Annotated in this window: 24 protein-coding genes and 2 pseudogenes; 9 read left to right on the forward strand and 17 right to left on the reverse strand. The window is 70.3% G+C overall.

Annotated features, from left to right (window positions below):
- Positions 1-177: 177 nt before the first annotated feature.
- The 5 genes from ACQPZK_RS23565 to ACQPZK_RS23585 are packed head-to-tail and all read right to left on the reverse strand — an operon-like array spanning position 178 to position 6,493.
- Positions 178-900 carry an FAD:protein FMN transferase gene (locus ACQPZK_RS23565; RefSeq protein ID WP_433539290.1) on the reverse strand — a complete coding sequence of 241 codons (723 nt, stop codon included), beginning with the start codon at positions 898-900 and terminating at the stop codon, positions 178-180.
- Between the two features lie 49 nt (positions 901-949).
- The gene (locus ACQPZK_RS23570; RefSeq protein WP_433535069.1) at positions 950-1,552 is read right to left on the reverse strand and encodes an FMN-binding protein; all 603 of its coding nucleotides are present in this window, start codon (positions 1,550-1,552) and stop codon (positions 950-952) included.
- A gap of 11 nt (positions 1,553-1,563) precedes the next feature.
- On the reverse strand, positions 1,564-2,982 hold the full coding sequence (locus tag ACQPZK_RS23575; protein WP_433535070.1) for a ferredoxin reductase family protein: 1,419 nt from the start codon (positions 2,980-2,982) through the stop codon (positions 1,564-1,566).
- On the reverse strand, positions 2,979-4,361 hold the full coding sequence (locus tag ACQPZK_RS23580; RefSeq protein WP_433535071.1) for a DUF1501 domain-containing protein: 1,383 nt from the start codon (positions 4,359-4,361) through the stop codon (positions 2,979-2,981). Before ACQPZK_RS23580 ends, ACQPZK_RS23575 begins: the two co-directional genes overlap by 4 nt.
- 8 nt (positions 4,362-4,369) lie before the next feature.
- Positions 4,370-6,493, reverse strand: a complete 2,124-nt coding sequence (locus ACQPZK_RS23585; protein WP_433535072.1) for a DUF1800 family protein — start codon at positions 6,491-6,493, stop codon at positions 4,370-4,372.
- Positions 6,494-6,923: 430 nt separating this feature from the next.
- Here ACQPZK_RS23585 and ACQPZK_RS23590 point away from each other — a divergent pair, with 430 nt between their 5' ends.
- On the forward strand, positions 6,924-7,181 hold the full coding sequence (locus tag ACQPZK_RS23590; RefSeq protein ID WP_234586377.1) for a DUF3040 domain-containing protein: 258 nt from the start codon (positions 6,924-6,926) through the stop codon (positions 7,179-7,181).
- A gap of 4 nt (positions 7,182-7,185) precedes the next feature.
- On the opposite strand, the gene ACQPZK_RS23595 is transcribed toward ACQPZK_RS23590, so the two are convergent.
- From ACQPZK_RS23595 to ACQPZK_RS23610, 4 genes and pseudogenes are all read right to left on the reverse strand, one after another.
- The gene (locus ACQPZK_RS23595) at positions 7,186-8,073 is read right to left on the reverse strand and encodes an SWIM zinc finger family protein (RefSeq protein ID WP_433535073.1); all 888 of its coding nucleotides are present in this window, start codon (positions 8,071-8,073) and stop codon (positions 7,186-7,188) included.
- Positions 8,070-10,208, reverse strand: a pseudogene (locus tag ACQPZK_RS23600) (DEAD/DEAH box helicase); the annotation flags it as partial. The gene ACQPZK_RS23595 and the pseudogene ACQPZK_RS23600, both read right to left, overlap by 4 nt.
- Positions 10,209-10,282: 74 nt before the next feature.
- Positions 10,283-11,207 (reverse strand): annotated as a pseudogene (locus tag ACQPZK_RS23605) (ATP-dependent helicase); the annotation flags it as partial.
- Positions 11,208-11,361: 154 nt separating this feature from the next.
- Positions 11,362-11,883 carry a DinB family protein gene (locus ACQPZK_RS23610; RefSeq protein WP_433535074.1) on the reverse strand — a complete coding sequence of 174 codons (522 nt, stop codon included), beginning with the start codon at positions 11,881-11,883 and terminating at the stop codon, positions 11,362-11,364.
- 82 nt (positions 11,884-11,965) lie between these two features.
- Between ACQPZK_RS23610 and ACQPZK_RS23615 the strand changes: the two genes are divergently transcribed.
- On the forward strand, positions 11,966-12,172 hold the full coding sequence (locus ACQPZK_RS23615; protein ID WP_433535075.1) for a hypothetical protein: 207 nt from the start codon (positions 11,966-11,968) through the stop codon (positions 12,170-12,172).
- A 7-nt stretch (positions 12,173-12,179) separates the two neighbouring features.
- Here ACQPZK_RS23615 and ACQPZK_RS23620 read toward each other — a convergent pair whose 3' ends face one another.
- On the reverse strand, positions 12,180-13,322 hold the full coding sequence (locus tag ACQPZK_RS23620; protein WP_433535076.1) for a polysaccharide pyruvyl transferase family protein: 1,143 nt from the start codon (positions 13,320-13,322) through the stop codon (positions 12,180-12,182).
- Positions 13,323-13,385: 63 nt separating this feature from the next.
- A complete protein-coding gene (locus ACQPZK_RS23625) occupies positions 13,386-13,865 on the reverse strand; it encodes a GNAT family N-acetyltransferase (protein ID WP_433535077.1) in 480 nt (159 codons plus the stop codon).
- 121 nt (positions 13,866-13,986) lie between these two features.
- Here ACQPZK_RS23625 and ACQPZK_RS23630 point away from each other — a divergent pair, with 121 nt between their 5' ends.
- On the forward strand, positions 13,987-14,922 hold the full coding sequence (locus ACQPZK_RS23630) for a phosphotransferase (RefSeq protein WP_433535078.1): 936 nt from the start codon (positions 13,987-13,989) through the stop codon (positions 14,920-14,922).
- A 12-nt stretch (positions 14,923-14,934) separates the two neighbouring features.
- Here ACQPZK_RS23630 and ACQPZK_RS23635 read toward each other — a convergent pair whose 3' ends face one another.
- The 4 genes from ACQPZK_RS23635 to ACQPZK_RS23650 all read right to left on the reverse strand — a co-directional run bounded on the left by ACQPZK_RS23635 (position 14,935) and on the right by ACQPZK_RS23650 (position 17,690).
- The gene (locus ACQPZK_RS23635) at positions 14,935-15,564 is read right to left on the reverse strand and encodes an HAD-IA family hydrolase (RefSeq protein ID WP_433535079.1); all 630 of its coding nucleotides are present in this window, start codon (positions 15,562-15,564) and stop codon (positions 14,935-14,937) included.
- 37 nt (positions 15,565-15,601) lie between these two features.
- Positions 15,602-16,150, reverse strand: a complete 549-nt coding sequence (locus ACQPZK_RS23640; protein WP_433535080.1) for a hypothetical protein — start codon at positions 16,148-16,150, stop codon at positions 15,602-15,604.
- A gap of 28 nt (positions 16,151-16,178) precedes the next feature.
- A complete protein-coding gene (locus tag ACQPZK_RS23645; protein ID WP_433535081.1) occupies positions 16,179-16,730 on the reverse strand; it encodes a DinB family protein in 552 nt (183 codons plus the stop codon).
- 216 nt (positions 16,731-16,946) lie between these two features.
- Positions 16,947-17,690, reverse strand: a complete 744-nt coding sequence (locus tag ACQPZK_RS23650) for an alpha/beta fold hydrolase (protein WP_433535082.1) — start codon at positions 17,688-17,690, stop codon at positions 16,947-16,949.
- A gap of 238 nt (positions 17,691-17,928) precedes the next feature.
- On the opposite strand from ACQPZK_RS23650, the gene ACQPZK_RS23655 reads away from it, so the two are divergent.
- Entirely contained in the window at positions 17,929-19,374 is a 1,446-nt protein-coding gene (locus ACQPZK_RS23655) for an RICIN domain-containing protein (RefSeq protein ID WP_433535083.1), read from the forward strand.
- Between the two features lie 162 nt (positions 19,375-19,536).
- Here the strand turns inward: ACQPZK_RS23655 and ACQPZK_RS23660 are convergent, their stop codons facing one another.
- Positions 19,537-19,710 (reverse strand): hypothetical protein, encoded by a 174-nt coding sequence (locus tag ACQPZK_RS23660; RefSeq protein ID WP_433535084.1) that lies wholly within the window; start codon positions 19,708-19,710, stop codon positions 19,537-19,539.
- A 633-nt stretch (positions 19,711-20,343) separates the two neighbouring features.
- On the opposite strand from ACQPZK_RS23660, the gene ACQPZK_RS23665 reads away from it, so the two are divergent.
- Positions 20,344-20,583 (forward strand): winged helix-turn-helix domain-containing protein, encoded by a 240-nt coding sequence (locus ACQPZK_RS23665; protein WP_124773732.1) that lies wholly within the window; start codon positions 20,344-20,346, stop codon positions 20,581-20,583.
- A gap of 12 nt (positions 20,584-20,595) precedes the next feature.
- Here ACQPZK_RS23665 and ACQPZK_RS23670 read toward each other — a convergent pair whose 3' ends face one another.
- Positions 20,596-20,925: a hypothetical protein gene (locus ACQPZK_RS23670; protein WP_433535085.1), complete on the reverse strand. Its 330-nt coding sequence runs from the start codon at positions 20,923-20,925 to the stop codon at positions 20,596-20,598.
- A gap of 177 nt (positions 20,926-21,102) precedes the next feature.
- On the opposite strand from ACQPZK_RS23670, the gene ACQPZK_RS23675 reads away from it, so the two are divergent.
- The 4 genes from ACQPZK_RS23675 (at position 21,103) to ACQPZK_RS23690 (ending at position 25,226) form a co-directional block, all read left to right on the forward strand.
- Positions 21,103-21,444, forward strand: coding sequence for a hypothetical protein (locus ACQPZK_RS23675; RefSeq protein ID WP_433535086.1), 342 nt, complete (start codon positions 21,103-21,105; stop codon positions 21,442-21,444).
- Positions 21,445-21,518: 74 nt separating this feature from the next.
- Complete coding sequence (locus tag ACQPZK_RS23680; RefSeq protein WP_433535087.1) at positions 21,519-21,872, forward strand: hypothetical protein; 354 nt, start codon at positions 21,519-21,521, stop codon at positions 21,870-21,872.
- A gap of 81 nt (positions 21,873-21,953) precedes the next feature.
- Positions 21,954-22,337 (forward strand): hypothetical protein, encoded by a 384-nt coding sequence (locus tag ACQPZK_RS23685; RefSeq protein WP_433535088.1) that lies wholly within the window; start codon positions 21,954-21,956, stop codon positions 22,335-22,337.
- A gap of 2,502 nt (positions 22,338-24,839) precedes the next feature.
- Positions 24,840-25,226 (forward strand): hypothetical protein, encoded by a 387-nt coding sequence (locus tag ACQPZK_RS23690; protein WP_433535089.1) that lies wholly within the window; start codon positions 24,840-24,842, stop codon positions 25,224-25,226.
- The last annotated feature ends 22 nt before the right edge of the window (positions 25,227-25,248 follow it).

Consider the following 25,248-nt stretch of genomic DNA (forward strand, 5'->3'; position numbering starts at 1 on the left):
GCCCCGCCACCACCCACCGCCCCCTGCGCTAACCCCCCGGCCCCCACGACCCCCACCCCCACCTCGTCGATCTTGCACTTTGTGTGGCGACATTCCCTATCACAAGGGGCGAATCGACAACAGAAACTGCAAGATCGCGGGGGCAGGGGCGGGTCGCGGGGACGGGGCGGGGGTGGGTTAGGCCGTTTGTGGGAGGGCGGTGGAGTGGTACTGGCGGGCGTCGTCGGTGATCACCGCGTAGGTGTGGTCGGTCAGTCGGTCCAGCCAGCCGATCCCGGCCGCGCCCATGGCCAGGGCGGCGGTGGCGTAGGCGTCCGCAACGCCTAGGTCGCTGCCGACCACGGTCACCGAGCGCAGCCCGCTGGCCGGTGCGCCCCGGCGGGGGTCGAGCACGTGCCGACCCCGTTCGTAGACGCCGGAGGTGGCCACCGCCAGGTCGGTGCCGGCGAGCACGAGGCACGTCGCCATCTCGTCCCACGGGTGCCGGATGCCGATGCGCCACGGCTCGCCGGTCGGCGAGAAACCCCGTACGCGGACGTCGCCGCCGGCGTTGACGCAGTGGTTCGCCGCCCCGGCGGCGAGGAGGCGGTCCGAGGCGACCTGCGCCGCCCAGCCCTTCACGAACCCCGACGGGTCGAGCCCGCCGGTGGCGTACGCGTCGAAGAACCCGTCGGTGACGCCCCACAGGTCGGCGCACGCCTCCAGCACGAAGCGCAGGTCCGCCGACGCCTCGGAGAGCAGCACCTCGCCCCGGTCGAACCGGCACACCTCGCTGTCCGACTTGTACGTGCTGAACCGGGCGTCCACCTCGTGCATCCAGGCGAAGACGTCGTCGGCCAGTTCACGCAGCCGCGCGGAGGGTAGATCGTCGGCGAGGTCCAGGGTGATCGTCGTACCCATGATGTGTTCGACCCGGCACAGCCCGGGCCGGGTCATCGCGGCCGGCACGTCAGAACGCCTGCTCAATCGCGGACCGCAGCGACGACTTGTACGCGTTGCTGGTGGCGGTGGCCCCGGAGACGGTGTTGAGGTTGGCGCTCTGCTTCTTCACCACCTCGCCACCGCTGCCGTTGTACGCGTTGCGGACGTCGCCGCTGTGGATGTCGGACTCGCCGCCACTGGGCAGCGACAACGTCACCGCGTCGACGATCTTGTTGCCGGAGACCACGATCTGCACCTGCACGTACCCGTAGTCGTCGGCGGTGTCCACGGTCGGCCCGGTGATCCGGCGGGTGGTGGGCTGCTGCGGCGCCCTGGTGGTCTTCGGCGCGGTCGGCGCCTTGGCGGTGGTCTTCGTGCCGGACGGCCGGGCGGTGGTCTTGCCGGGCTTCGGCGACACGGGCGCGTCGGCGGTCTCCGACGGCTGCGGCGCCGCACCCGACGGGTCGGCGGCCGGGGCGACGCTCGGGTCGACCCCCGGCCCGCTGGGGTTGACCGGTTGCGCTGTCGGCAGGTTCTGGGCGACCTGGGTGGTGCCCGGCGAGCCCTTGAGCACCACCAGGGCGGTGGTGCTGGCGGCCAGGCCGGTGATCGCGAGCAACGCGCGACGCATGCGATGCCTTCCTACAGCTCGAAGGTGGCCAGGTGGATCTGCCGGCGAGGTACGCCGGCGCGGCGCAGCGCGCGCACCGACTGCTCCACGAGCCCGGACGGTCCGCAGAGGTAGACGTCGCGCCGTGCCACGTCGGGTACCAGTTGGCGCAACCCGTCGGGGCTCATGAGCTGGCGCGGGCCGGGGTCGTCGCGGGAGCCGATCACGTACCAGATCGACGTGTCCCGTTCCTGGGCCAGCCAGTCCAGCTCGCGGCTGAGCAGCACGTCGGCGGGGGTGCGGGCCCGGTAGATCAGGGCCGCGCCCGGCGGCAGCTCCTCGAGCATGGCCCGGATGGGCGTGATGCCGCTGCCGCCGGCGATCAGCAGCGCCCGCTCACGCACCCGGTGCGCGGCGGTGAAGGTGCCCGACGGGCCCTGCGCCCACACGCGGGTACCCGGTTCGAGGTCCCGCAGGTCGGCGGTGTGCCGACCGACGACCTTGACGGTGAGCCGCAGCCAACGGCCGTTCGCGGCGGCGGAGACGGAGAACGGGTGCGACTGCCACCAGCAGCCGGGGGCGAGGAAACGCCAGCGGAAGTACTGTCCGCCGAGCATCGCGAGCCGGCCCAGCCGCTCACCCGTGAGGTAGACGGAGATGGTGTCCGGGCTCTCCGCGACCACGTCGGCGACGCGCAGCTTGTAGCGCAGGTTGAACGCCAGCGGCGCGATCACCCGTCCCCAGAGCAGCGCGGCGACCACCAGCAGGTAGAGCGCGATCCAGCCGGTGCGTACCGGGCCGGGCTTGTAGAGCTGCGCGCCGTGGCTGAACTGGTGTCCGTAGCCCAGCAGCAGCACAAGGTAGCTGGACCGGTGCAGCAGGTGCCACAGCTCGTAGGGCAGCGCGCGCCGGATGGCCCGGACGCTGCTGAACCCGATCACCATCATGATGCCGGTGGCGACGAAGGCCGAGAGCATGTCCTCGTAGCTGCCGAGCAGCGTGCCCACCTCGGCGAACACCGAGTGGTTCCGCAGGTCGGCGTACCCGACGAGGATCAGCGACAGGTGCGCCAGCACGGCGACCAGCAGCGTCGCGCCGATGTCGCGGTGCCAGCGGCCGATCTGCTCGCCGCCGATCCACCGCTCCAGCACCGGCAGGCGACTCATCATCAGCACCTGCACGAGCAGCAGGTAACCGGCGATCAGCCCGGTGATCCGGCCGCCGGCGGTGAGGGTCGCGGCGGTGCTGCGCAGCGAACCGGCGGGAGTGCCGAGCCACCACGGCAGCACGCTGGCCAGCAGCCCGACCAGCAGCAGCACGGCCAGCAACCGCCGGCCGCCGGGTCCGCGCCGGTCCGGAACCTGCGGGGGTACGGGAGCAGCCGACCGGCCGCCGTGCCGGGACGAGGTCCCGGTGCGGCGGCCGGCGGCGTGGGTGCCCGGGTACGTCACGCGTACAGCTTCATCGGGGCGTACTTCATGCGCGGGAACACCTTCTGCACCTCGGCGTTGGTGAGCCCGAAGCGACCCTGTGCCAGGGAGCCGTAGACGTTGAACATGTTGTTGTATTCCGGCACGTCGCCGGAGTCCAACTTGCTGAGGCCGTTCCAGGTGCCGAGCAGCGATCCGGCCAGCTTCTTGCCGGACAGGACGGTCACCACGCCGCCGTGGCCGTGGTCGGTGCCGCCGGTGTTCGAGCTGACCCGACGGCCGAACTCGCTGGACACCATGATCGTCACGTCGGCGGCCTGCGGGCCGAGGTCGGTGAAGAACGCCGCCATCGCGCTGGCCAGTTCGTTCAGCCGGCGGTGCAGCTGGCCGCCACTCTGGGTGCCCTGGTTCTCGTGGGTGTCGTAGCCGCCCATGCCGACGGTGGCGACCCGGACGTTGGCGCCGCCCTTGATGAGCTGGGCGAGCTGCTGGAACGCGTTGCCGACGCCCTCGTACTTGACGCCCGCGGCGGGCTGGTAGGGCTTGGCGGCGAGCTTCTGCGCGGTGGCGAGGGCGCCCATGCCCTCCTGCACGGCCTCCTCCACCGGGTGGTTGATCCCGGTGAAGAGCCCCTTGATGGCCTTCTCGGTGGCGGCCCGGAACTTGTCGTCGCCGTTGAGCCGCAGCGAGCCGACGCTGTTCAGCGAGAGCGCGCCGTTGTTGCCGACCAGCGAACGGGGCAGCGTGCTGCCGATGCCGACGCTGCGGAACGCGGTGCCCTTGCCGAGGTTGTCGACCAGGCCGTCGAGCCAGCCCCGGCCGCCGGTCTCGTTGGGCAGCCCACCCAGGTTGCAGGCGTCGGCGGCCTGGAAGTGGCTGCGGGACAGCCGCTCGTCGGAGACCGCCGGGATGAAGCCGAGCTGACCGGCCTTGAGGAAGCTCTCCAACGGCTTGAACGCGCTGGTCAGCTTGAAGCCGCGGCTCAGGGCCAGCGAGTCGTTGCCGAGCAGCAGGTCGGGCCGGGCCTTGGCGAGCACCGCGTCACCGTCCGGCGCGACGAGGCTGAGCCCGTCGAGACCGCCGTAGAGGAAGACGTGGATCAGCGTGCCGGTCTTGGTGGCCGCGAACGACGCCGAGGTGGTGACGAACTGGGCGGTGGCCAGTGCGGTGGCGGTGGCCGCGGCACCGGCGACGAACGTCCGTCGGGTGACGCCGCGCCCGTCCTGCTGGGCCTCCTCCAGGTCCTCCAGCCGGCGGTAACGGTCGGCCTCGGCCGCGTTCTCGGCGGCCACGAGGTCGGCCTCGGCGCGCAGCAGCGCCTCGGCCGGGTTGTCGGCCAGCCGCCGCACGTCGGGGCATTCGGGGTGCAGGGGGAAAGAGTTGTACACAGTCTTCTCCATCGGGTGCCTCACCGGAGGTGGTGCTGGGGGGAAGCGAGGATCGCCCGCGCGACGGCGGTGATGGCCCCGTTGAACGTGGCGTCGACCTTGGCGGTCGCCGCCACACCGGCCACGCCGAGGATCAGGTTCTTCTCCCGGGTGCTCAGCTTCTGGCCCACGAGCCGCAGGGACAGCGCGTCCACGTACGCCCCGGCGGTGGCCGGCGCCTTGACCAGCTTCTCCGGCGAGGTGTACGTGAAGACGGTGCGGTAACCGGCCACGATCTCGCCGGCCTCGTTCCAGCCGTTGACCATCGTGCCCGCCGAGGTCCACGCGACGTAGACGTCGGGGTAGCCGTCCGGGGTGGGCTGACCCATCGGGTACTGGCCCAGCTCGCGCAGCTTGTCGTGGATCTGCCGCAGGCCCCGGGCGAACGGGGTGCGCTTGTTGTCGCCGTTGTCGTTCTTCGCCGACGCCTCGGGCGAGACACCCAGGGTGCGATACGTGGCGACCAGGTACTCCATGGGCCGGCGGACCTTCTGACCCACCGCCGCCCAGAACTCCGACGAGCTGAACAGCGTCATCAGCACCGGCTTGATCATGCCGTTGTTGCTGCTGTACGTCTTGGCCAGCCGGTCCACCAGGGACTTCGGCGGGGTGTCCGAGACGAACCGGGTCGCGAGGCTCTGCGCCACGTACTTCGCGGTCGACGGGTGCAGCGCGATGTAGGTGATGTACTTGTCGATCGCCGCGTCCACGGCGGCGATCTCCTTGGCCGTCGGGTTGTTGACGTCCTTGATGCTGAACGTGTTGGCGTGGGTGAAGCCGAGGATCTTCACCTTGCCCATGTAGTGCTGGTTGACGCGCAGGACGTACTGGCCCTTGTCGTCGACGCCACGGCCGGTCTGGAGCATGGCGGCCTGCCGGACGTCACCCTCCTTGTAGCCGCCGTCGACGCCGACCGAGTACAGCTCGAGGTTCTCCCGGGCGAGGTTCTCGTTGATGGCGTCCTTGCGGGAGTCCTTCTGGTTCAGGTAGATCAGCAGCGCGGGGTGCTTGTTCGCCGCCACCAGCATCTCGGGGTAGCTGCCCAGCGCGTGCTTGCGCACGACGTCCTTGTCGAACGAGGTGCGGTAGACCTCCCCGCCGTCGAAGTCGGCGGCGACGTGCAGGAAGTCGTTCCAGAAGTCGACCATCACCTCGAAGAGCTGACGCTTCGACCAGATCTGCCGGGCCAGGGTGGCGTCGACCACCTCCCGCTCCGGCTGGGCGCCCTGGTCGTTCAGCTTGTCCCGCTGATCACGCAACTGCTGCACGGAGAGCGACTGGGTGGGCAGCTCGGCGAGCTTCAGCTCGGCCTTGCTCGGCTCGATCTTGTCCGGGTCGAGCTGCGACCGGATCCAGGCGTCGATGCCCTGCTTCTTGATGTCGGCGACCACCGTGGGCGTCGCCCCGAAGGTGGCCCGCCGGGCCAGGTGCAGGATCGGGTCCTTGGCGAGCACCGTCTTGACGGTCACCTCGGTCGCCGCCGCGGCCGCGGCCGGACCGGAGAAGGTACGGCCACCGGCGGGCGCGTTCTTCTTCAGCGCCTCACCGGCGCGCGAGCCCATGTAGCTCTCGTTCTGCTCGGTGTAGGTACGCACCGTGCTGGGCTGCTGGCCGCTGGGGCGCGCGGCGGTGCCGTCGGTCACCGTGCTGCCGGTGGCGTCGGCCGCCGCCTCGTCACCGAAGAGGTCGCGGAACTGCGGGGTCATGGCGAGCGCCGCGCCACCGGCCACGACGGCGGCGGTGCCACCGATGGCGGCCATGGCCTTGCGGCGGCCGACCTTGCGACCCGGCTCGTCGTCGTCGTCCAGAGTGGGCAGTCCGGTGCCGGCGGGGCGAGACGGGGCGGGACGGCCGAGGCCCTCCGGGCCGACCCACTGCGGCCCGCGCGGGCCGGGGGCGGGCTGTGCGTTGTACGCGTACCCGTCGGCGTACTGCTCGCGCGGGTCGCCCTGCGCCGGGTAGCCGCCCTGGTAGGGGTGGGGCGAGTCGTACCCGTACGACGCGGACGCGGAGGGGTCGCCGTACGTGTCCGAGGTGTGGTGCTGGCGTCCGTCCCAGCCGCGGTCGTCCCGCGGTCGACGTGGTGGCACATTCTGGTCGGCCATGTACCAATCCCGATTTCTGATGAGCGCCGGAAAGCTGCGACCGGGCAGGTGCGGCAGGTGCGGCGACTGTTGCCTGAGGGGGTTGCTACGGCAAGGTAACCAAGCACTCAGGTGCCTTCAAGGTGGGCCGAACACGCCCGTGAGGGCACTTAAGACAGCCCTCACCACGGCATTCGTGTCCGGCGGGCCGCACGGGCCGGGCTCCGACCTTCTCAGCAGGGCCGACGCGCGCCAGCCGGGTACGGATCGGACCACGCCGCCGTACGCGCCACGTTCACCGCTGTTCACCACCACAGACAAACTTAAGGTTCGGATAAGCCGGACGTGAGGTGCCCTCACGCTGGGGAAAAGTAAGAGGAGCAGGAGCGTGAGCCGCCGTCGCAGCGGGTATGCCGCCGAACCGCTGAACGCGTGAGGGGAAGGCAGCGCCATGCTCAGCAAAGAGGATCAGCGCAGGTTCGACCAGATCACCCGTCAGCTCCGGGAGAGCGACCCGGCGTTCTTCGCCCGGCTCGACCATCGGGTCCGGGCCCGTCGGGGCCGTTATCTGATGTTGTTGACCATCGTGCTGTGGGCGTCGCTCCCGGCGATGGCCGTGTTCGCCGGCCGGCTGGCCGGCGCGATCTGCGCGGTGGTGCTGGTGGCCAACGCGGCGATCATGTGGCGGTTCCGTCGCCGCTGGACGTGACGGCTCACCCCGGGCCGAAGGCCCGGTACGCGCGGCGCAGCCGTTCCAGCAGGCCCGGCCCACCGATGGCCGGCGCCGGCGGACCGAGCTGGCGCAGCAGGAGGTCCGGCCCGGTCGCCAGTCGGGGTGGCCGGTCCGGCAGCGGCACGGGCGCCGTCCAGAAGCGGTCCACCGCGTCCGTGACGGGCGTGGCGGCCAGCCCGGCGAGCGCCCGGGACGCGCCGGCCGGCGGCAGGACGTCGACCGTCGACGGGCTCGTGTCCACGATGGAGCCCGGCACGGGCGACACCGGTGCGCCGGTCGCCTCGGCGCGACGGGCACGCAACCGGTCGAGCAGGTCCGTCCGGGATCGGCCACGCCAGTGCAGCAGCTCGAACGGGTCCGCGTCGAACGCCTCGGCGAGCAGGTAGAACGTGGCCGCGAGGTGCTTGCACGGCACCGCGAAGTCGGGACAGTTGCAGCGCTGCGTCAGCTCGCCGACGGCGGCGGGAAAGAGCGGTGCGCCCACGGTGGCGAACAGCTCCTCCAACTCCTCGGGCAGGTCCCCGGCGAGCAGGCGGGCGCTGAAGAACGCCTGCCCGGCCAGCTCGTCCTCGATCCGGGACCAGAGCGCCTCCGGGAACGCCGCCAGCGCGATGGAGACCTCGTACGGGCGGGGCCGGGAGCCCTGCACCTGAGCGGTGACCCGGCCGGGCGCGACGTCGAGCCGGAGCACCTGACCGGCCCGCGCGTACGACCGACCCCGGGTCAGCCGGGTGCCGAGCGCGAACGACTCCAGCACCTCCAGGAAGCGCCGGGACCACCAGGACCGCCCGATCGCGCCCCGGGCGCTGCGTGCCTTGAGTCCCCCGTCGACCTTGCGCGGGCGGCCGTAGTCGGCGAAGTCCGTCACTCCACCACCGCCCCGGCCTCCAGGGCGAACAGGTCCCGGAGCTGACCCGTGGACAACTCGGTGATCCACTGCTCGCCGGTGCCGACCACCCGCTCGGCGAGGGCACGCTTGTCCGCGATCATCGCGGCCACCTTCTCCTCGACGGTGCCCGCGCAGACGAACTTGCGGACCTGCACGCGTCGCCGTTGCCCGATCCGGAACGCCCGGTCGGTGGCCTGGTCCTCCACCGCCGGGTTCCACCACCGGTCCACGTGCACCACGTGGTTGGCGGCGGTCAGGGTGAGGCCGGTACCACCGGCCTTGAGGGACAGCACGAACAGCGGTGGACCCTCGGCGGACTGGAAACGCTGCACCAGCGCGTCCCGCTCGGCCTTGCCGAGCCCGCCGTGCAGGAACAGCACCTCCCGGCCGAACCGCGCCGACAGGTGACCGCGCAGCATCGCCCCGAACTCGGCGTACTGGGTGAACAGCAGCGCCCGCTCCCCCGCCGCCAACACCTCCTCCAGGATCTCGGTGAGACGGGCCAGCTTCCCCGAGCGCCCGTCCAGCGGGGAGCCGTCGCGCAGCAACTGGGCCGGGTGGTTGCAGACCTGCTTGAGGCGGGTCATGGTGGCCAGCACCAACCCGCGCCGCTCGATGCCGTCGCTGCTCTCGATCCGGGCGAGCATGTCGTCGACCACCACCTGGTAGAGCGCGGCCTGCTCGGCGGTGAGGTTGCAGAGCACCTCCATCTCCAGCTTCTCCGGCAGGTCCGAGATGATCGACGAGTCGGTCTTGAGACGGCGCAGCACGAACGGGCCGGTGATCCGGCGCAGCCGCTCGGCGGCCTCCGCATCGCCGTTGCGCTCGATCGGCTCGGCGAACCGCTTACGGAACGTCGCGGCCGGACCGAGCAGCCCCGGGTTGGCGAACTGCATGATCGACCAGAGGTCGGCGAGCCGGTTCTCCACCGGCGTGCCCGTCACCGCCACCCGCTGCCGCGCCGGCAGCGCACGGACCGCCTCGGCCTGCCGGGTGGAGGCGTTCTTGATCGCCTGCGCCTCGTCCACCACCACCCGGTGCCAGTCGATGCCGGCCAGGTCGACGGCGTCGCGGGCGGCCACCGAGTAGGTGGTGAGGACCAGGTCCGCGCCGTGCGCGGCCGTCGTGAACTCCGCCCCCCGCGCGCGCTCCGCGCCATGGTGTACGTGCACCCGCAGCCCCGGCGTGAACTTCGCCGCCTCGCGCTGCCAGTTGCCGACCAGTGACATCGGACAGACCAGCAACGTCGGCCCGGCGTCCGGCGGGTCACCGGCGAGCAGCGCGAGCAACTGCACGGTCTTGCCCAGCCCCATGTCGTCGGCCAGCACCCCGCCGAGCCCCAGCGACCGCAGGAAGGCCAGCCAGGCCAATCCCCGCTGCTGGTACGGCCGCAGCGTCCCGGCGAATCCCGGCGGCGGGTCGAGCGGGGTGAGCCGGTGTTCGACCGCCCCGGCCAGCAGGTCGCCCAGCGCGCCGTCGGCGCTCACCTCCAGCACCGGCAGGGCACCCGTGTCCTCGCCGTCGGTGAGCCCCAGACGCAGCAGGTCGGCGACGGTCAGCTCGCCGGTCGAGCGGAGCAGGCGCAGACCGGCGGCGAGCCGTCCCGGGTCCAGCTCCACCCACCGGCCGCGCAGCCGTACCAGCGGGGTCTTCAGCTCGGCCAGCGCCGCCAACTCCTCGGCCGACAGCGGCTGGTCGCCGAGCGCGATCTCCCAGCGGTAGTCGACGAGCGCGTCCAACCCGACGCCGGCCTCGGTGCCGGCGACCGTGCCGGGCGCCGTACGGCTGCGGGCGCGCAGCCGAGCGCCGAGCCGCGCCGACGGGCGCTGCCACCACGAGGGCAGCAGCACCCCGAAGCCGGCGGCGTGCAGCACCGGCGCGCCCTCGCTGAGGAACCGGTGCGCGCCCTCGACGTCCAACCCCATCGCCTCCGGGGCGGCGGTGCGCAGCGCGGCGTCCAGGTCCGGCCAGAGCCGGCTGGCCCGACCCAGCTCGGCCAGCAGGGTCTCCTGCGGGCTGCCCGTACCGCCGTCCGTGTGCGCCCGCCAGACCTCGGCGGCGTCGACGTGCAGGCCCGGCTCGTCGGCGGCCTGCAACCCGAACTCCAACCGCCAGCGCGCGATGTCGGACGAGGTGACGGGCGTGCTGTCGCCGGACGGGCGGGTGGCCAGGATCGGTTCGGTCACCTCGTCGGGAGCCGGCTCGACCAGTCGGAAACTGGCCCGCACCGCCCCGCCGGCCGCGTCGCGCTGCCAGTCGTCCAGCTCGGTACGCAGCAGGTCCAGCGCCGCCTCGTCGACGGTGAAGTCGCGGCGCGGCCCGGCCAGCGCGGCCAGCCAGGCCGGCGCGGGTCCGGTCGGCCGTACTCCCCGGGCCAGCGTGGTGTTCGCGAGGGCGGCCCGGGCGGCGGCGTCGGTCAGCGCGTCGAGCGCGTCCGCGACCAGCTCGGCGGCGCTCAGCTCGCCGTCGCCCACACCGTCGACGACGGCGGCTCGGGCGGCCGGCGGTAGGGCCAGGGCCAGCGAGCGCGCCCACCCGGCGTCGGTGCCGGTCAGCAGCGGACGCCACACCGCCCGCGCGACGACCTGGTCGGCCGGCCCGTCCACCGAGCGGGCCTGGTCGGCGCCAGCCAGGTCGGTCGTGTCGATCGGGACGCTGACGCCGGGCAGGACGCGGCCCCGGGCCACCAGGTCGGCGGCGAAGTCGGCCAGCTCGGCGAGGTGCCGCAGGGTCGCCCCGCACACCACCGGGAGATCGTCCAGGGCGCGGAGCAGGGGCAGGGCGTCGTCCGGGGCGTACACCAGGGTGGGCACCCGCCACGCGGCGAGGGTGAGCCGGCCGCGGACCGGGGGTGCGACGGTGGTCCGGATCAGCTCGGGTGAGTCGGTCGGCGCGCCCGCCCGGGTGGGCAGGGTGAGCGGCGCGGTGGCCGGGCGGGCCGGCGCGGCGGCCTCGGCGAGGGCCGCGACCAGGTCGGCGTGCCCGGCGGCGAAGGGGTGCGGGCGCTCCCGGGGTGGCCGGCCGGAACGCGCGACGGGTACCGGCGCGGCGCTGTCCTCCGCCCACACGCCAAGCCCGGAGCCGGGCAACCACAGCCCGTGGATGACCAGCACGTACTCCCCCTCGTCGCCGCCCCGCCCAGGATAGGCGGCCCGGCGCGACAAGCCCGCGCCGATCTTGCGGTTTGTGTCGTCGAGATGCGTGGTAATGCCCTTTGTGTCGGGACAGAAAGTGCAAGATCGACGAGTCGTGGGGGAACCAGCCCGCTCAGACGGCGCCGGTGGACCCGTCGGTCAGTTCGCGCAGGATGTCGGCGTGGCCGGCGTGCCGGGCGGTCTCCTCGATGAGGTGGACCAGGATCCAGCGCACCGACACCTCGCCGAGTTGCGGGTGCGGCACCACATGGTCGAGGTCGAAACGCGCGACGACCGCCCGCGAGCGGTCACAGGCCCGCTCGTACGCCTCGACGAGCCCGTCGACCGTGTCCCGCTCGTCGAGCGTGAAGCTCGCCACCGCGTCCTTCTCCGAGCGGAGATAGACGTCGCCGGGCTGGGGGGCCAGCAGCACCGGGAACCAGTTCCGCTCGACCAGCGTCAGGTGCTTGACCAGCCCGGCGAGCGTGGTCGCGGAGGGCACCAGCCGTCGGGCGGCCTCGTCGTCGGACAGACCTCGCACCTTGCGCACCACCATCGAGCGGTGGAAGTCGAGGAACGACTCCAGGACGGCGCGCTCGTCGCCGACGCGGGCGAGCACCGGGCCGAGCGTCGGATCGATGGTCTGCTCTGCCATCCGCCGACACTAACCACGCGGCGGGCTTCGCGCTGCCCCGCATCCCGCTGCGAGAGGGCCGCACGACAGGCAGGATGGGCGCATGGCTTCATCCGTGCAGATTCTTCTCGTCGGCGGCACGGCGGACGGGCAGACCGTGACCGTCGAGCTGGACACCAACGGCCGCCCGCCGCTCACCCACCACCACCTCGGGTCCGGTGGGCTGGCCGAGGCGCAGATCTACGAGTTGGAATCCGCCCGCGAGGAGGCCCGCGAGTGGCGCTACCGCTGGACCGGCCCGGCGGTGTGACCGGCGGTCAGGCCCGGGTGAGGGTCTGACTGCGCAACTGGTCGAGCACTCCACGGGTGACCTCGGAGGTGCCGCGGGCCTGCTCGCAGACCTCGGCGACCCGGCGGGCGGTGGCCTCGGCCCGCTGCTCGCGTTCGTCCCACAGACGGTCGACCTCGGCCAGCAGCGGCCCCTCCACCTCCCGTTCCACACCCCGCAGCGCCGGCACACCGAGCCGTTGGGCAAGATCGAAGACCTTTCCGGCGTACGGCAGGGGCAGGAACGGCGTACCCACCATCGCCGCGAAGATCAGGAAGTGCAGGCGCATGCCGACCGCCAGGTCGAAGTGGCGCATCAGCCCGAGCACCTGCTCCGGCGAGTAGGTCCCGTGCAGGATCCGCCCCCGCTCGGCGGCGACCATGTGCGACAGCACCCCGTGCGAGTGCCGGATGTCGTCGCGTTCCATCGGCACGAACAGCACGTACGCGTCGATGCGGTGCACCAGGAAGTCACCGATCTGGGCCAGCAGCCGGTGGTAGCCGTCGACGTCGAGGCGTTCGGCGGCCCGCCCCGGTTCCCGGACGCTGATCCCGACCAGCCTCTTGCCGGCCGGCACCCCCTCCTCGGTGAGCAGGTGCGTCGGGAAGTCGGCCGGCTGCAACAGGAACGCCGGGTCGGCGGTGACCGTGATCGGGTTGAGCAGTCCCGCCTCCTCCAGGACCATCCGGGACTCCTGGTCCCGCACGGTCACCTGGGTCGCGCCGGCCAGCGTCTCGCGGACCATCCCGGTGTCGACCGCGTCGCTGAGCGGTCCGACCCCCACCGCGTACGTGATGAGGGGCAGGCCGCGTTCCTGGGCGACCCGGACGACCCGCAGGTAGCGGCGGGCCTCCCGGTCGTAGAGGATCCCGCCGCCGCCCAGGATCAGCAGGTCCAGCTGGGCCAGCACCAACGCCGAGTCGGTACGGCTGACGCCCTCCCACGGGACCGCCTCGACGTCCGGGTGGGCGGCCCGGGTGTGTTCCGGGTGACGGGAGAAGACGATGATCCGGGCGTTGGGCTCCTGCGCACGCAGATCGGTGAGCAGGCCGGTGAGGATCGCCTCGTCGCCGAGGTTCCGGCCACCGTACGAGCCGAGCACACCGATGGTCAGTCCGGCGCCATGCGTCATCCGTCGCTCCTCCCCAGGTGCGGTCCGCGCGGGTTTCCCGCTGGGCAGGTGAACAGTCCCGGTTCAGCTCGGCGGGTCGATCCGCTTCGCCATCTGCTGCGAGGTGACCTCGAAGCCCAGGCTCCGGTAGAGGCCGATCGCCACGGTGTTCGTGCCGAAGACGTTCAACCCCAGCTCGGGTACGCCGAGTTCGGCCAGTTCGGCCTCGATGAGCTGGATCATCCGTCGCGAGTGCCCCCGTCCCCGGTGTGCCGGATACACCTCGATGTTGTAGATCCAGGCCTGTCGGGTGTGGTCGTTCGCCGGCAGGCTCACCCAGATCCAGCCGACCTCGGTGTCCTCGACCCGCGCCACCCGCAGCAGCACCCGCTCGGTGGCCGCGCCCGCCGGCAGCAGCTCGCGGAGCTGCTCGGCCGACCGCTCCCGGGCCGCCTGCGGGGTCAGGCCGCGGTGCGCGACCAGATCCTCGGCGTACCCGACCTCCAGGGGTTCCCGCAGCCGGGCCAGTTCCTGCTCGGTCATCGGTGTCAGGGTCAACTCCACCGCGGACTCCTTCTTCTCGATCGAATCGCGGCCACAAGTCCAGCATGGCCGTCCCGAGAGAGCCTCGCTCCGGCGGCGGAAATGAGTTGTTCGTCGCGGTCGACGGGCGCACCGTGGCGGGATGACACCGGGGGCTGTGACGCGGATCGGCTGGGGTGACCTGCCGGCGGCGGTCCGGTCCGCGGTCGAGGAGATCGTCGGTGACCGGGTGGTCGAGGCGGTCTCCCAGCCGGGCGGCTACTCGCCGGGCACCGCCGACCGGGTCCGCACCGCGACCGGCCGACGGGCGTTCGTGAAGGCGGTCAACCCGGCGTTGAACCCGGACAGTCCGGTCCTGCACCGCGCCGAGGCGCGCATCGCCGGCGCGCTCCCGGCGACAGCGCCGACGCCCCGCCTGCTGGGTTGCCACGACGACGGCGACTGGGTGGCCCTGGTCTTCTCCGACGTGGCCGGACGCCACCCGCGCACCCCGTGGCGGTCCGACGAGCTGACCCGCGTCCTGGACGCCCTCCAGGCGATGGCCGTCGCGCTCACCCCCAGCCCCGTCGGGCACGTGCCGACCGCCGCCGACCTGCTGGCCCGGGACTTCGCGGGCTGGCAGCGGATCGCCGCCGACCCGCCGCCACGACTCGATCCGTGGGCCCGCGCGCACCTCGACGAGCTGCGGGCGGCCGCCGACGGGGGCGTCGCCGCGCTCACCGGGGACACGCTCTGCCACGTCGACGTACGGGCCGACAACCTGCTGCTCGACGCCGCCGGAACGGTGACCGTGGTCGACTGGCCGTGGGCCTGCCGGGGGCCCGCCTGGCTGGACACGGCGCTGCTGCTGGTGAACGTCCGGCTGCACGGCGGGCACGACACCGAGGCTCTGCTGCGCCGGCTGCCGCTCACCGCCGACGTCGACCCGGCCGCGCTCACCGGCGTGTACGCCGGGCTGGCCGGCTTCTTCGCCGACAGCGCCCGCCGGCCGCCGCCGCCCGGCATCCCCACCGTACGGGCGTTCCAGCAGGCCCAGGCCGACGCCCTGCTCCCGTGGCTGGCCCAGCGCCTCGGGTGACGCCCGACCGGGTCAGCTCGCCGCGGTCGCCGCCTCGAACTGGCGGGCCAACTGACCCAGGTCGTCCAGGCGTACGTCGCCGTCCAGCCCCTTCAGCGCCGCGATCATCGCGCCGGCCGCCCGGCCGGCCCGCAACCCGACCTCAGCGTCCTCGACGACCAGGCAGCGCGCCGGTGACACGTCGAGCAGCGCGGCGGCACGCAGGTAGCCCTCCGGCGCCGGCTTGCCCTCGCGCACGTCCTCCACCGTCACCAACACCGGTGGCGCGATGCTGGCGGCGCCGAGCCGAGCCTCGGCCAGCCGCACGTCGGCGCTGGTCACCACCGCCCAGGGCAACCCCAGCCGGGCCAACGTCGACAGCAGCTCATGGGCGCCCGGGGTGGCGGTCACGTCGGACAGGTCGTCGTACTGCAACGCCAACTGCCGCGCCGCCGCCACGGCGACCGCCACGTCGTCGAGCGCGGGAAGGAGCCGGCGGATCGTCTGGTCGGCGGGCCTGCCGTGTGCGATCGCGAGTGCCGCCGCCGGTTCGACGGCGTACTCGGACGCCCACCGCTCCCAGGCCCGCTCGACGGCGGCGTCGGAGTCCACCAGGGTGCCGTCCATGTCGAAGAGCACCGCGCCGATGCCGGACAGATCCACCTGACCACCTCCGCACACGAGCATAGGGCGCACTCGGTCACCCCTCGCGGTCGACGGCGGGGCGCGCGGCGTCGACGAACGCGACGCGGCGGTTCGTGCGTACCTCGATGGCCGCGAGCCAGCGCTCCCGGTGCCGGTCGCGCAGCGACGCCGCCGCGTCACCCGGCTCGTCGGCGAGCCGGCGCTGCTCGGCGTACTCGGTCGTCAGGCTGGCCACCACCGATCGGCCCGCCGCCGCGACGTCCGCCGGGCCCTGGAGCAACACCAGGTTGTACGCCTCGTCCACGGCGCGCATCGCCGCGTACGCCTCGTCGTAGCCGGGCGTGACCGCGCCCGCGCCCGGCTCGATCCACCGCCGGTCCAGCCGCCGGTACGCCGCGTCGCAGGCGCCGAGGAACCCGACGTACGCGTCGCGCCGCAGCTCCTCGCGCCGGGCCGCGGCCCGGTCGGCGCGCTCCTCGCGGGTGACGGTGAGCTGGTGGGCGAGCTGCCGGCGGGTGCTGCGGGCGGCGATCAGCCCGGCCAGGGCGGAGGCGGTCAACGTGGACAGTGACGTGATCAGCGCAACGGCGACGGTGTCCTGCACGCGCCCATTCTGACGGCACCCGTGTCGGTCAGCGGGGCGGGTCCTCGCCGGTCAGCCCGTCCACCGACTCGCGGATCAGGTCGGCGTGCCCGACGTGCCGCGCGTACTCCTCGATGAGGTCGACCAGGACCCGCCGCAGGCTGGGCACCTGACCGTCGGGCCACTCGCCCCGGGCCAGCTGCTCCGGACCACCGTCGGCCAGCAACTCGGCCACGGTGGCCCGGGACCGCGCCACGGCCTCCCGCCACAGCGTGTAGAGCTGTTCCGGCGTGTCCTCGGCGGCCGAACGCCACTCCCAGCCCGGGTTGGCGTCCCAGTCGACGGTCTCCCACGGCGGCCCCGGTGAGCGCCCGGCCAACTTGAACGAGAAGTAGAGGTCCTCGACCAGGGCCAGGTGCTTGAGCAGCCCGCCCAGGGTGATCGACGACGGGCCGAGCGTCGCCCGCAGGCCGGCGGCGTCGAGCCCACCGGTCTTCCAGGCCAGGGTGGCGCGCTGCCGGTCGAGGGAGCCGAGCAGGGTCGCGGTCTCGTCGCCCGCGATCGGCGGCTCGGGGTGACCGTGCCCGTACACGTTGGTCATGGACGTCGACAGTAACGGGCCGACCGGCCTCAGCGTCGGTTGCGCTTGCGGAGTACGGCCCAGACTCCGCCCGCGACTGCCGCCGTGAACGGAAGCAGACAGCAGAGACTGAGGACCGCAAGGTGCCACGGTTTGATCGCGCCCATAGCCGCGAAGGCTATCGGGTGCGGTCAAATGGCTCCGCGCGGCGGTACGACCTGCACGCTGCGACCCTGGTCAGTCGACCAGCCGATCCACCAGCGCGGCGAGCGTGTCCGGGTGTTCGTCGGTCACCAGGTGACCGGCGGCGGGGACGATGTCGACGCCGGCTTGGAGCCGCTGTTCCGCCGCCGTGCGCAGCCGGTCCGGGGGCAGGAACACGTCATGGTCACCGCTCGCGACCACGACCGGCGCCCTCCTCGTCGCCACCGGCACCAGAGCATCGGTACTCACCGGACGGGCGTGTCGGGCGACAAGCGTCATCCACTCCACCAGTTCGGCGCGGGGCGTGCGGCCGGGGGCGGACAGCAGCCGCAGCAACCGGAGGCTCGACGCCGTCCGGGGCCGCGCGAGCCAGCCCAGGAACGCCAGCAGCACACGAGGGGTGACCGTGAGCCGGCACAGCCCGCCGGGTGCCACCGCAACCGTGCCCCTGATGCGGGGATGCTCGGCGGCGAGCGTCACCGCGCCACCGAACGAGTGCCCGAACGTCACGACCGGCCCGCTGGTGGCCTCCTCGACAACCTCGGCCAGCCACGTGCCGTACCAGGCGAGCCCACCGTCGGCGACGTCCGCCGCGTCGGAGCTCAACCCGGGCTGACCCGGGATGTCGGCGGCCACCACCCGGTACTGCCGGGCCAGGGCCGTGAGCAGCGGTAGGTAGGCCGCCGCGCTGAAGCGGTCACCGGCGACGAAGACGACAGTCACGCGGCCCGCGCCGGCGGTGAGGAGGTGTGTGTCGTGGCCGTGGGCGCTGATCACGTGTCGCTCGTGCGGAGTCGACCACGCGTCCACCTGTCGCGCACACCACCGGCGAATGGTGTCTCTGCCCGCAGGGGTGCGGTAGATGGACGTCACCACTGCATCCTGCACCACGGTCGGTCCACGGCGGCACCATGCCACTGCTGATCGCCATCGACCTTCATCGACGATAATAGATGTACATTGATGAGCGAATCGGTTCGGCCGGTCGCCGCCCACCCACGGAAGGACGAACGTAGTGAGACGCAACAGACTGCTTCCATCCCTGGTGGCGGCGCTCACCCTGGCCGGAACGGCGATCGTGGCGGTCACCACCATGGCCGCCACCCCGGCCCAGGCCGCGCCGGTCACGATCACCAACGGCACGCAGTTCACCGACACCACCGGCAACCTTTTGCACGCGCACGGCGGTGGGGTACTCAAGGTCGGCGACTACTACTACTGGTTCGGCGAGAACCGCAACGCCAACAACACGTTCCGGGCGGTCTCCGTCTACCGCTCCACCAACCTGCGCGACTGGGAGTTCCGCAACAACGTGCTGACCCAGTCGTCGGCGGCGGAACTGCAATCGGCCAACATCGAGCGGCCGAAGGTCATCTACAACGCCAGCACCAACCGGTACGTGATGTGGATGCACAAGGAGAACGGCAGCGACTACGGCGAGGCCAGGGCCGCCGTCGCCTCCTCGGCCACCGTGGACGGCACCTACACCTACCACGGCAGCTTCCGGCCCTTGGGCAACATGTCGCGGGACATCACGCTCTACAACGACGGCGGCACCGCCTACATGATCTCCGCCGGCGACGAGAACCGCGACCTGCTCATCTACCGCCTCACCGCCGACTACCTCACCGTGGCCACGCTGGTCGGCAACTTCTGGAACGACGGCAACCGTGAGGCACCGGCTCTGTTCAAGCGCGGCAGCACCTACTTCCTGCTCACCTCGGGTCTGACGGGTTGGAGCCCGAACCAGGCCAGGTACGCCACGGCGTCCAGCATTTCCGGTCCGTGGACCGGCATGACCAACGTCGGAGACTCGACCACCTTCCGCTCCCAGTCGGCCTTCGTGCTCCCCATCCAGGGCACGTCGACGACGAGCTACCTCTACCTCGGCGACCGCTGGGCCGGCGCCTGGGGCGGGCCGGTCAACGACTCCCAGTACGTGTGGTTGCCGATCGCCTTCCCCACCGCCACGACCATGAGCCTGACCTGGTATCCCACCATCACCATCGACGCCGCCGCGGGCACCGTCACCGGGGAGACGCCGCTCTCCTACCGCATCACCAACCGCAACAGCGGCAAGGTGGTCGACGTGATGGACCACGCCGTCACCGACAACGCCGAAGTCAAACAGTGGTCCTGGAACGGGGGCGCGAACCAGAAATGGGAATTCAGTGACGCCGGTAGCGGCTACTTCCGGATCGTCAACCAGAACAGCGGCAAATGCCTCGACGTCGCCAACGCCTCCACCGCCAACAGCGCCAACATCGTCCAGTACACCTGCGGCGGGGGCACCAACCAGCAGTGGCAGTGGGTCGCCACCGGCAGCTACTACCAGCTGCGCGCCCGACACAGCGGCAAGTGCCTGGACGTGGTGAGCAGCGGCACGGCAGACGGCACCGACATCACCCAGTACACCTGCGGCACCGGCGCCAACCAGCAGTGGACCCGCACCCAGTCCTGACATCGCCGGCACCTCAAGACGGCCTTGACGCACGTAGGGACGCTGCGGGAACAGACTGAGTCGGCTCTCGTGTCACGGCAGGGCCGCCCCAGGAATCCGCTGTCAACCCTAGGCGATCAAGGGATCGAGGGTCGGCTGGCCGATTGCCGCACTTCGCTGCCCTCAAACGAGTCGCTGGATGCGGACCTTGGGACGCTCGTTCCGGAGGTGGCCGTGCTTGTGTTGACGGACCTGTTCGTCCCAGACCTTCTGGTCGTAGGCCGCGTGCGGTGGAATCCACTTGTGCGAGCCGTCGCTGTAGTGGAACTTCTCGTCGCCAGGCCGCAGGATGCTCATCGGGTCCACCCGAGGAAGCGGTAGTGTAGGTAGCCGGCGGGAACCTGGGCCAGGTCCTGGGTTGCTTCGACGAGATGGGCGGCCAGGTAGAGAGTCAGCGATACCGGGGCTCGGTCGTATTCGGCTTGCAGCTCTCGGCGCCGAGTCTGGCATGGCCACTCCTCCGCGCAGCCGCCGCACGTCCAGGCTGGCTTGATCGGGCGGTGAGCGGTCACTGCGGGCCGCCCTGATCGGGCCAGTGGCCGCGGCTGATCGGAATGCGGTGGCGGCTTCGGCATGGCAGCTCGCCTCCGCAGCGGCAGATATGCCGCCAATGTCGCCAGGACCAGACGGGCCGGTGCCGGCGAGCCAGAGTCAACGCAACCGCCAAGACGTACTCGTCGTACGAGACTCGCTTCACCAGCCCGCCACTCCCACTCGCACCGTGGTCTGGCATGTTGCCCACGTCGAAGGACGCACCGCCGCCTCCTCGTGCCTCAGCAATGTGGAGGCGTGGATGCCCGAGCGCGGGGGACGCTCCGGACATCCACGCCGGCGAGGGCGACCCACAGCGCCAACCGAGGGAATCGACCTCCTCGGCAACCTCCCACAGGTACCGTTGGGTAGTCAAGGGCTGACGTAGGTGGTCTACTCGTGTTGCCAACCGAGGAGAACCACGTGCCGCCGCGTTACCGCTATGAGCAGATCGCCGACGACCTCGCCGAACGCATCAAGTCCGGCGAGTTCCAGCCCGGCTCCAAGCTGCCCAGTCGGCGAGAGCTGATCGAGCATTACGGGGTCACCGAGCCGGTGATCGACCGCGCCATGCAGGTATTACGGATCAAAGGTATGACTGAGACCCTGCCCGGCGTGGGAGTCTTCGTCGCGGAATAGCCAGGGCTGGACTTAGGCCGCCGTGTTGAAGCGGTCGCCAGTGACGAGGACGACCGTCACCGGACCCGCGCCGGCGGTGAGGAAGTGTTTGTCCATCCCGTTCATGTGCTCGCCATCCAGTTCGTCGACCTGTTCGGCCAACAGCTCGGACTCTGGCGCGCGCCCGGTAGCTTCGATGGCATGACGAGTCTGGTGGTATCTCTCGGAGCGCTCGTCGTATTGCTGATGGCGGCGTTCGCTTTTGTCGGTTGGCGCGATCGGAAGCGCCTCTCGTCGCCTGACGACTCGGCTGCGGGGCGCGATGCGAGATCCGCCCAGGAGCGGCACGCGGCCGAGCGACATGGCGCACAGGGCGAGGTGTGGCGGCGGGGCCAGAACTCCAGCAGCACGTGAGTGGGACCTGCTCGGGCAGGAGAACTGCTGCCACCGCCCTTCCTCCTCGGCACACTCCAGTAGGCGGCGACCGACGTCCCGCCGACCACTACCCTTCCCTTGATCACGGCTGATGGGACGTAGCGCATGACCCTCAAGGCCGTCCTCGCGGCGCTGATCGTCGTTGCCGGGTTGGGTGTGGTGATCTGGGTCGCCAACTGGCCCTTCAACATGTCGTGGGCGAAGGACCTCACCGCTGAGCAGCGCCAGATCAACGCCGCACATAATCGGCGCCATCACCGCGCCGCGACACGAGTCGTGCTGCCCATTCTTGCCATCGTGTTCGGAGTGACGTCGGCGAGCCTTTTGTCAGGCCCGAAGAGCGACCCGCTCGCCGCAGTAATCATGGGGGCGAGTTCGATCTTGTGCGCAGGCACGTTCGCCGTTCTCGTCAAGAGAGGGCGCACGAGATCTGCGACAAGGCGATGAGCTCGCGGCTCGCGCATGCTCCGGACCTGTACCCGCTGTTACCCACCGATCTCAATTCAGGGCGAAGGACGACGATGGAGAACCGGACTGACCCGATCGAGATCATCGCCCAAGTGTCAGCACGTGACGGCAAGCAACGCGCCCTGGAGGTCTGGCTCTACAAGGCCAACAAGGAAGGTTGGCCGGTGACGGTGGAGTCGTCCTCCGTCGACGAGGCAGGCGTCGAGTGCGCCGTGGTAGAGATCGAGAGCCTGAGGTACCAGATTCTTCACGCGAAGCGTGTCCGACGGCGGGTCGCCATCGTGCCCCAAGGGCAGCATCTGATCGCCGCCGCCGTCGGCTTGACCAATGGCGGGTCGGACGGCATCACCTGGGCCTGGGAGTTCGCTCACGCGGCATGGGCCGAGCCGATCATCGACGGTCACTAGCGCGGAAGGCCCAACCCGGCGCGCCGTGGTGAAGCTCTTCACGGCTGGCGCTGGTGCGCCAACTCGGGGATGATCATCGTCATGTCGGAGCAGGATCTTGCCGGAATTTGGCGTCGCATCATCCAAGGCGATGCCAAATCGTGGGTCGTGTTCGCCCACGGCACGTGCGTCGTACTACCAGCTCCCGGACCCGGCGCCGACCTCGCCGCTCAGGCCATCGAGATCCTGCGCGAATACGGTCCCGTTCACGTCGGCTCATCTGCCGGAGACTTCAGCACCATCACTCTCGATCCCGGTCCCGGATGGGTGGTCTACGGCCACCACAACGACGTGCTGACCTACGTGGGGCCCGACGAAGTCCAAGACGGCAGCGACCTGGCCGTTGGCCTCTATGGACGCCACAAGCGCGACCAGGACGGCCATGAGCTCGACGTCGTACACGTCGAGGACAAACGGTCCCGGTAGCTGGGCTGACGTCGCTCAACCACCAGGAGCACCAGGAGCGTTCGCCGCTGGTCGTGATGGCGCGGCAGCCCGGCCGGCTGCCGGTACTGAGTGCTGGTGAAGCGCTGTCCGCCCCCGCCGGTAGGTGGATGTGTTTGCAGGGATGGTCTATCCCGCGTTCATGAGCCAGTCGCTGGCAATGCCCGCCGTACTCGCTCCATGGCGTCGTGGGTCCTCGCTCGCAACCACAGCCGTTGCCGGCCGTCGTCGCGCAAGAGCACGTCCGTGTCGGCAAACCACCGCACGGGCGGGCCGTCTGGTAACGACCACAGCGGGTAGTCCGGCAGCCCAATGCGACTGAAGGTGCGCTCCAGCACCGTCACGGCGGCGTCATCAACGTCCCTGTTGTCACACAAGCCGACCTCGCCGGACATGAGACTTCGAACCTGCGACCCCTCGCTTGTAAGTTCTGGGCGCTTCGTCCGGCGGGGTCCGTCCACGTCTGCGACCTCGGGCGGCTGTCCGTGGTCAGCCTCTGGCGGCTGCCCTCGTCCCGGCCGGTCGCTGTCACCGTTGCTGTCGCACACTCGCGCTAAGTCGCCGCTGCCGCCTGAGCAGCCAACGTGGCTTCAATCCCCCGTGCCTGTCGATGTGCTCGCACAACTCGCGCTGTTGGTACCCGCCAGGAGCGCCCGTTCCGACAGCTACCCAGAAGGCTCTCGCGTGTCTCATGTGTCCGCTTCCCGTGAACCAATCCATCCCCGGGTTTTCTTCGCGAAGTGCGCTCAAGGCCGCTGAGGCAAGGCCCTTCCGCTGGTACTCCTCAGCCGTATGCGGCTTGTCCACCCAAGCGGCTCGGCAGTATGGACACACTACGTACTCCACCGCGAAGGCGAACCGGCCATCCAGGTTCGCCTCCCGACAGCGCCACCCGAAGTACCGACCGGAAACGGTGTCCTGCCAAGGTGTTCCAAGTGTTGGAAGCTGGCCGAGGGTATAGCGGGGGCGCCTGTCCACCCAACCTCGCGTTAGGTGGTACAGCGCGGAACGGATCGGGGTCCGACCAGACGAGCGACCGACGCATGTCATCGCCTGGTCCCGCAGCCGCTGTACTTCCGGCTCGAATTCCCTCCTCACGCTGACAACGCTAGCGGCGGCCCGGGCACCGATCCAGGGCATCGGAGTGCGTCGGGGGATTGGAACCCCTAACCCGAGACATGGGGGAGAAGCTGGCTAAGACGGACGTACCGGTGCGCTGGCCTGGCCAGCATCCCTCGGCAACTCTCGACGTTCCACACGCGCTCTCACCGTCGGCTGTGCCGAATCTGTGCCCGATGATCTCCAGCCGATGCCCGGCATCGGGCAGAGGGTGCAACCGTGTGCGGGCCGGGCGCACACGGTTTAGGAACTCTCGGCGCTGCGAGCCGTGCGGACCCACTGCCTGCCGATACCGCTGGCCAGGCAGGTCGTCTGTCCTCGGGCCTTAGCCGTGGCTACCTGTCAGCGACCGCGAGATCGGGCCCGCAACGGACACGGTCCAGCTCGCCCGCGCGGACTCGCTTCACTGCCTTACCCTGTTCGCATGGGATGCCGACAGCCGAAGAGGGCCAAGAGGTCCTCGCCTGCTGCTCGTCGTGCCGTCGTGGTTGCTGGCACCACGTTGGCGGAGGTTGCCAAGATCACGGCAGGTTTCTCTGCTGTCCCCACCGCCATGCAGTCCTTGTCTACCTGCGTGATGGTTGTGTTGGTCAGCGGCCTTGCCTATTTGGCTGTGCCTACTACACCTGGGCCTCAAAAAAAACTCCAGCTAGTGTCTCCGAACAGACAGATGGCTGTCGGCAAGGCGACCAGATAACTGTCGGCTAAGCGACTCTTCACCCTTTTGTCCGGAATTGCGACCGGTCGCTCTGCAGGGTCGGGCACGGGGCGTGTACTGATCCGTGCCGGACGATCTCCGGTAACCAGACAATCCGCCAGAGTCGCCTCCACGCCACCGGTCGACTGATGCTCTACCCTGCCTGAGTGGCCAAGGGACGTCGAGATCTATCGAGGCTTGGTGGCGGCCTGTTCGTCGGTGCGGCTGCACTGGCCGTTCTGACGGTGTACGTGGCGGTTCAAAACCCCCGAATCTCCTTGCTACGGGTCTTCTGCAGGCAATAACGCTTATATTCAGCACAGCGGGTTCTATCCTTCTCACACTTGCCTCCTCCAAGAGCGCCGCCGACGACTCTTTACGGAGGCACGCCCGGTCGGCATTCCGCCGCATGAGGAACTTATATGAAGCGCTGGGACGGCTGCGTACCGAAATAGACCGGCAATCAGTTAGGCTCGCTAGCCTCGGCACAGGAAGTACTTCTCGAGTAGATTACGAGCATGTCAGGGCGGGATTCGTAGCACTTGACCAGCTAGTTACCGAACAGATCGCGACCGCCGATGATGCGCTCGAAGACTGGCGGGACATCGTACCGGAAGAGGTCCAAGAGATCCAAGAACAAGCACGCAAACGGGCGGAGCGCGATCAGGATGACTGATGAGATGGTGTCGGGACTTGTAGCCAAAATCGTTACCGATGATGAACTCGTCATCAATATCGGATCTGCACAAGGAGTCAAAGAAGGGATGTTGTTCGACGTCTTCGACTCAAGGACGCAGGATATTCGTGACCCGAAGACAGGCAAAGTTCTTGGATCGGTGGATCGGTACCAGGCACGTATTAGGATCACGCAGGTTGGAGAGCATGTCGCACTTGCACGGCATGTCTTGCCAGTACGCAATCGCTCGCTAAGTGCAGTGGCGGAAGTCCTTTCAGGCAGTCCATCTCGGTCCAGCTTGTCCAGCGATATGTGGCCTGAGGGTGTGACTGCGCATGATCCTGTGCGCTTCACAGGCGATTACTACAGCCGCGAGTAAACCTTTGGGCACCCAAGGCTTC

It is taken from the genome of Micromonospora sp. CA-249363 (assembly GCF_050950185.1).
Classification (GTDB): Bacteria; Actinomycetota; Actinomycetes; order Mycobacteriales; family Micromonosporaceae; genus Micromonospora.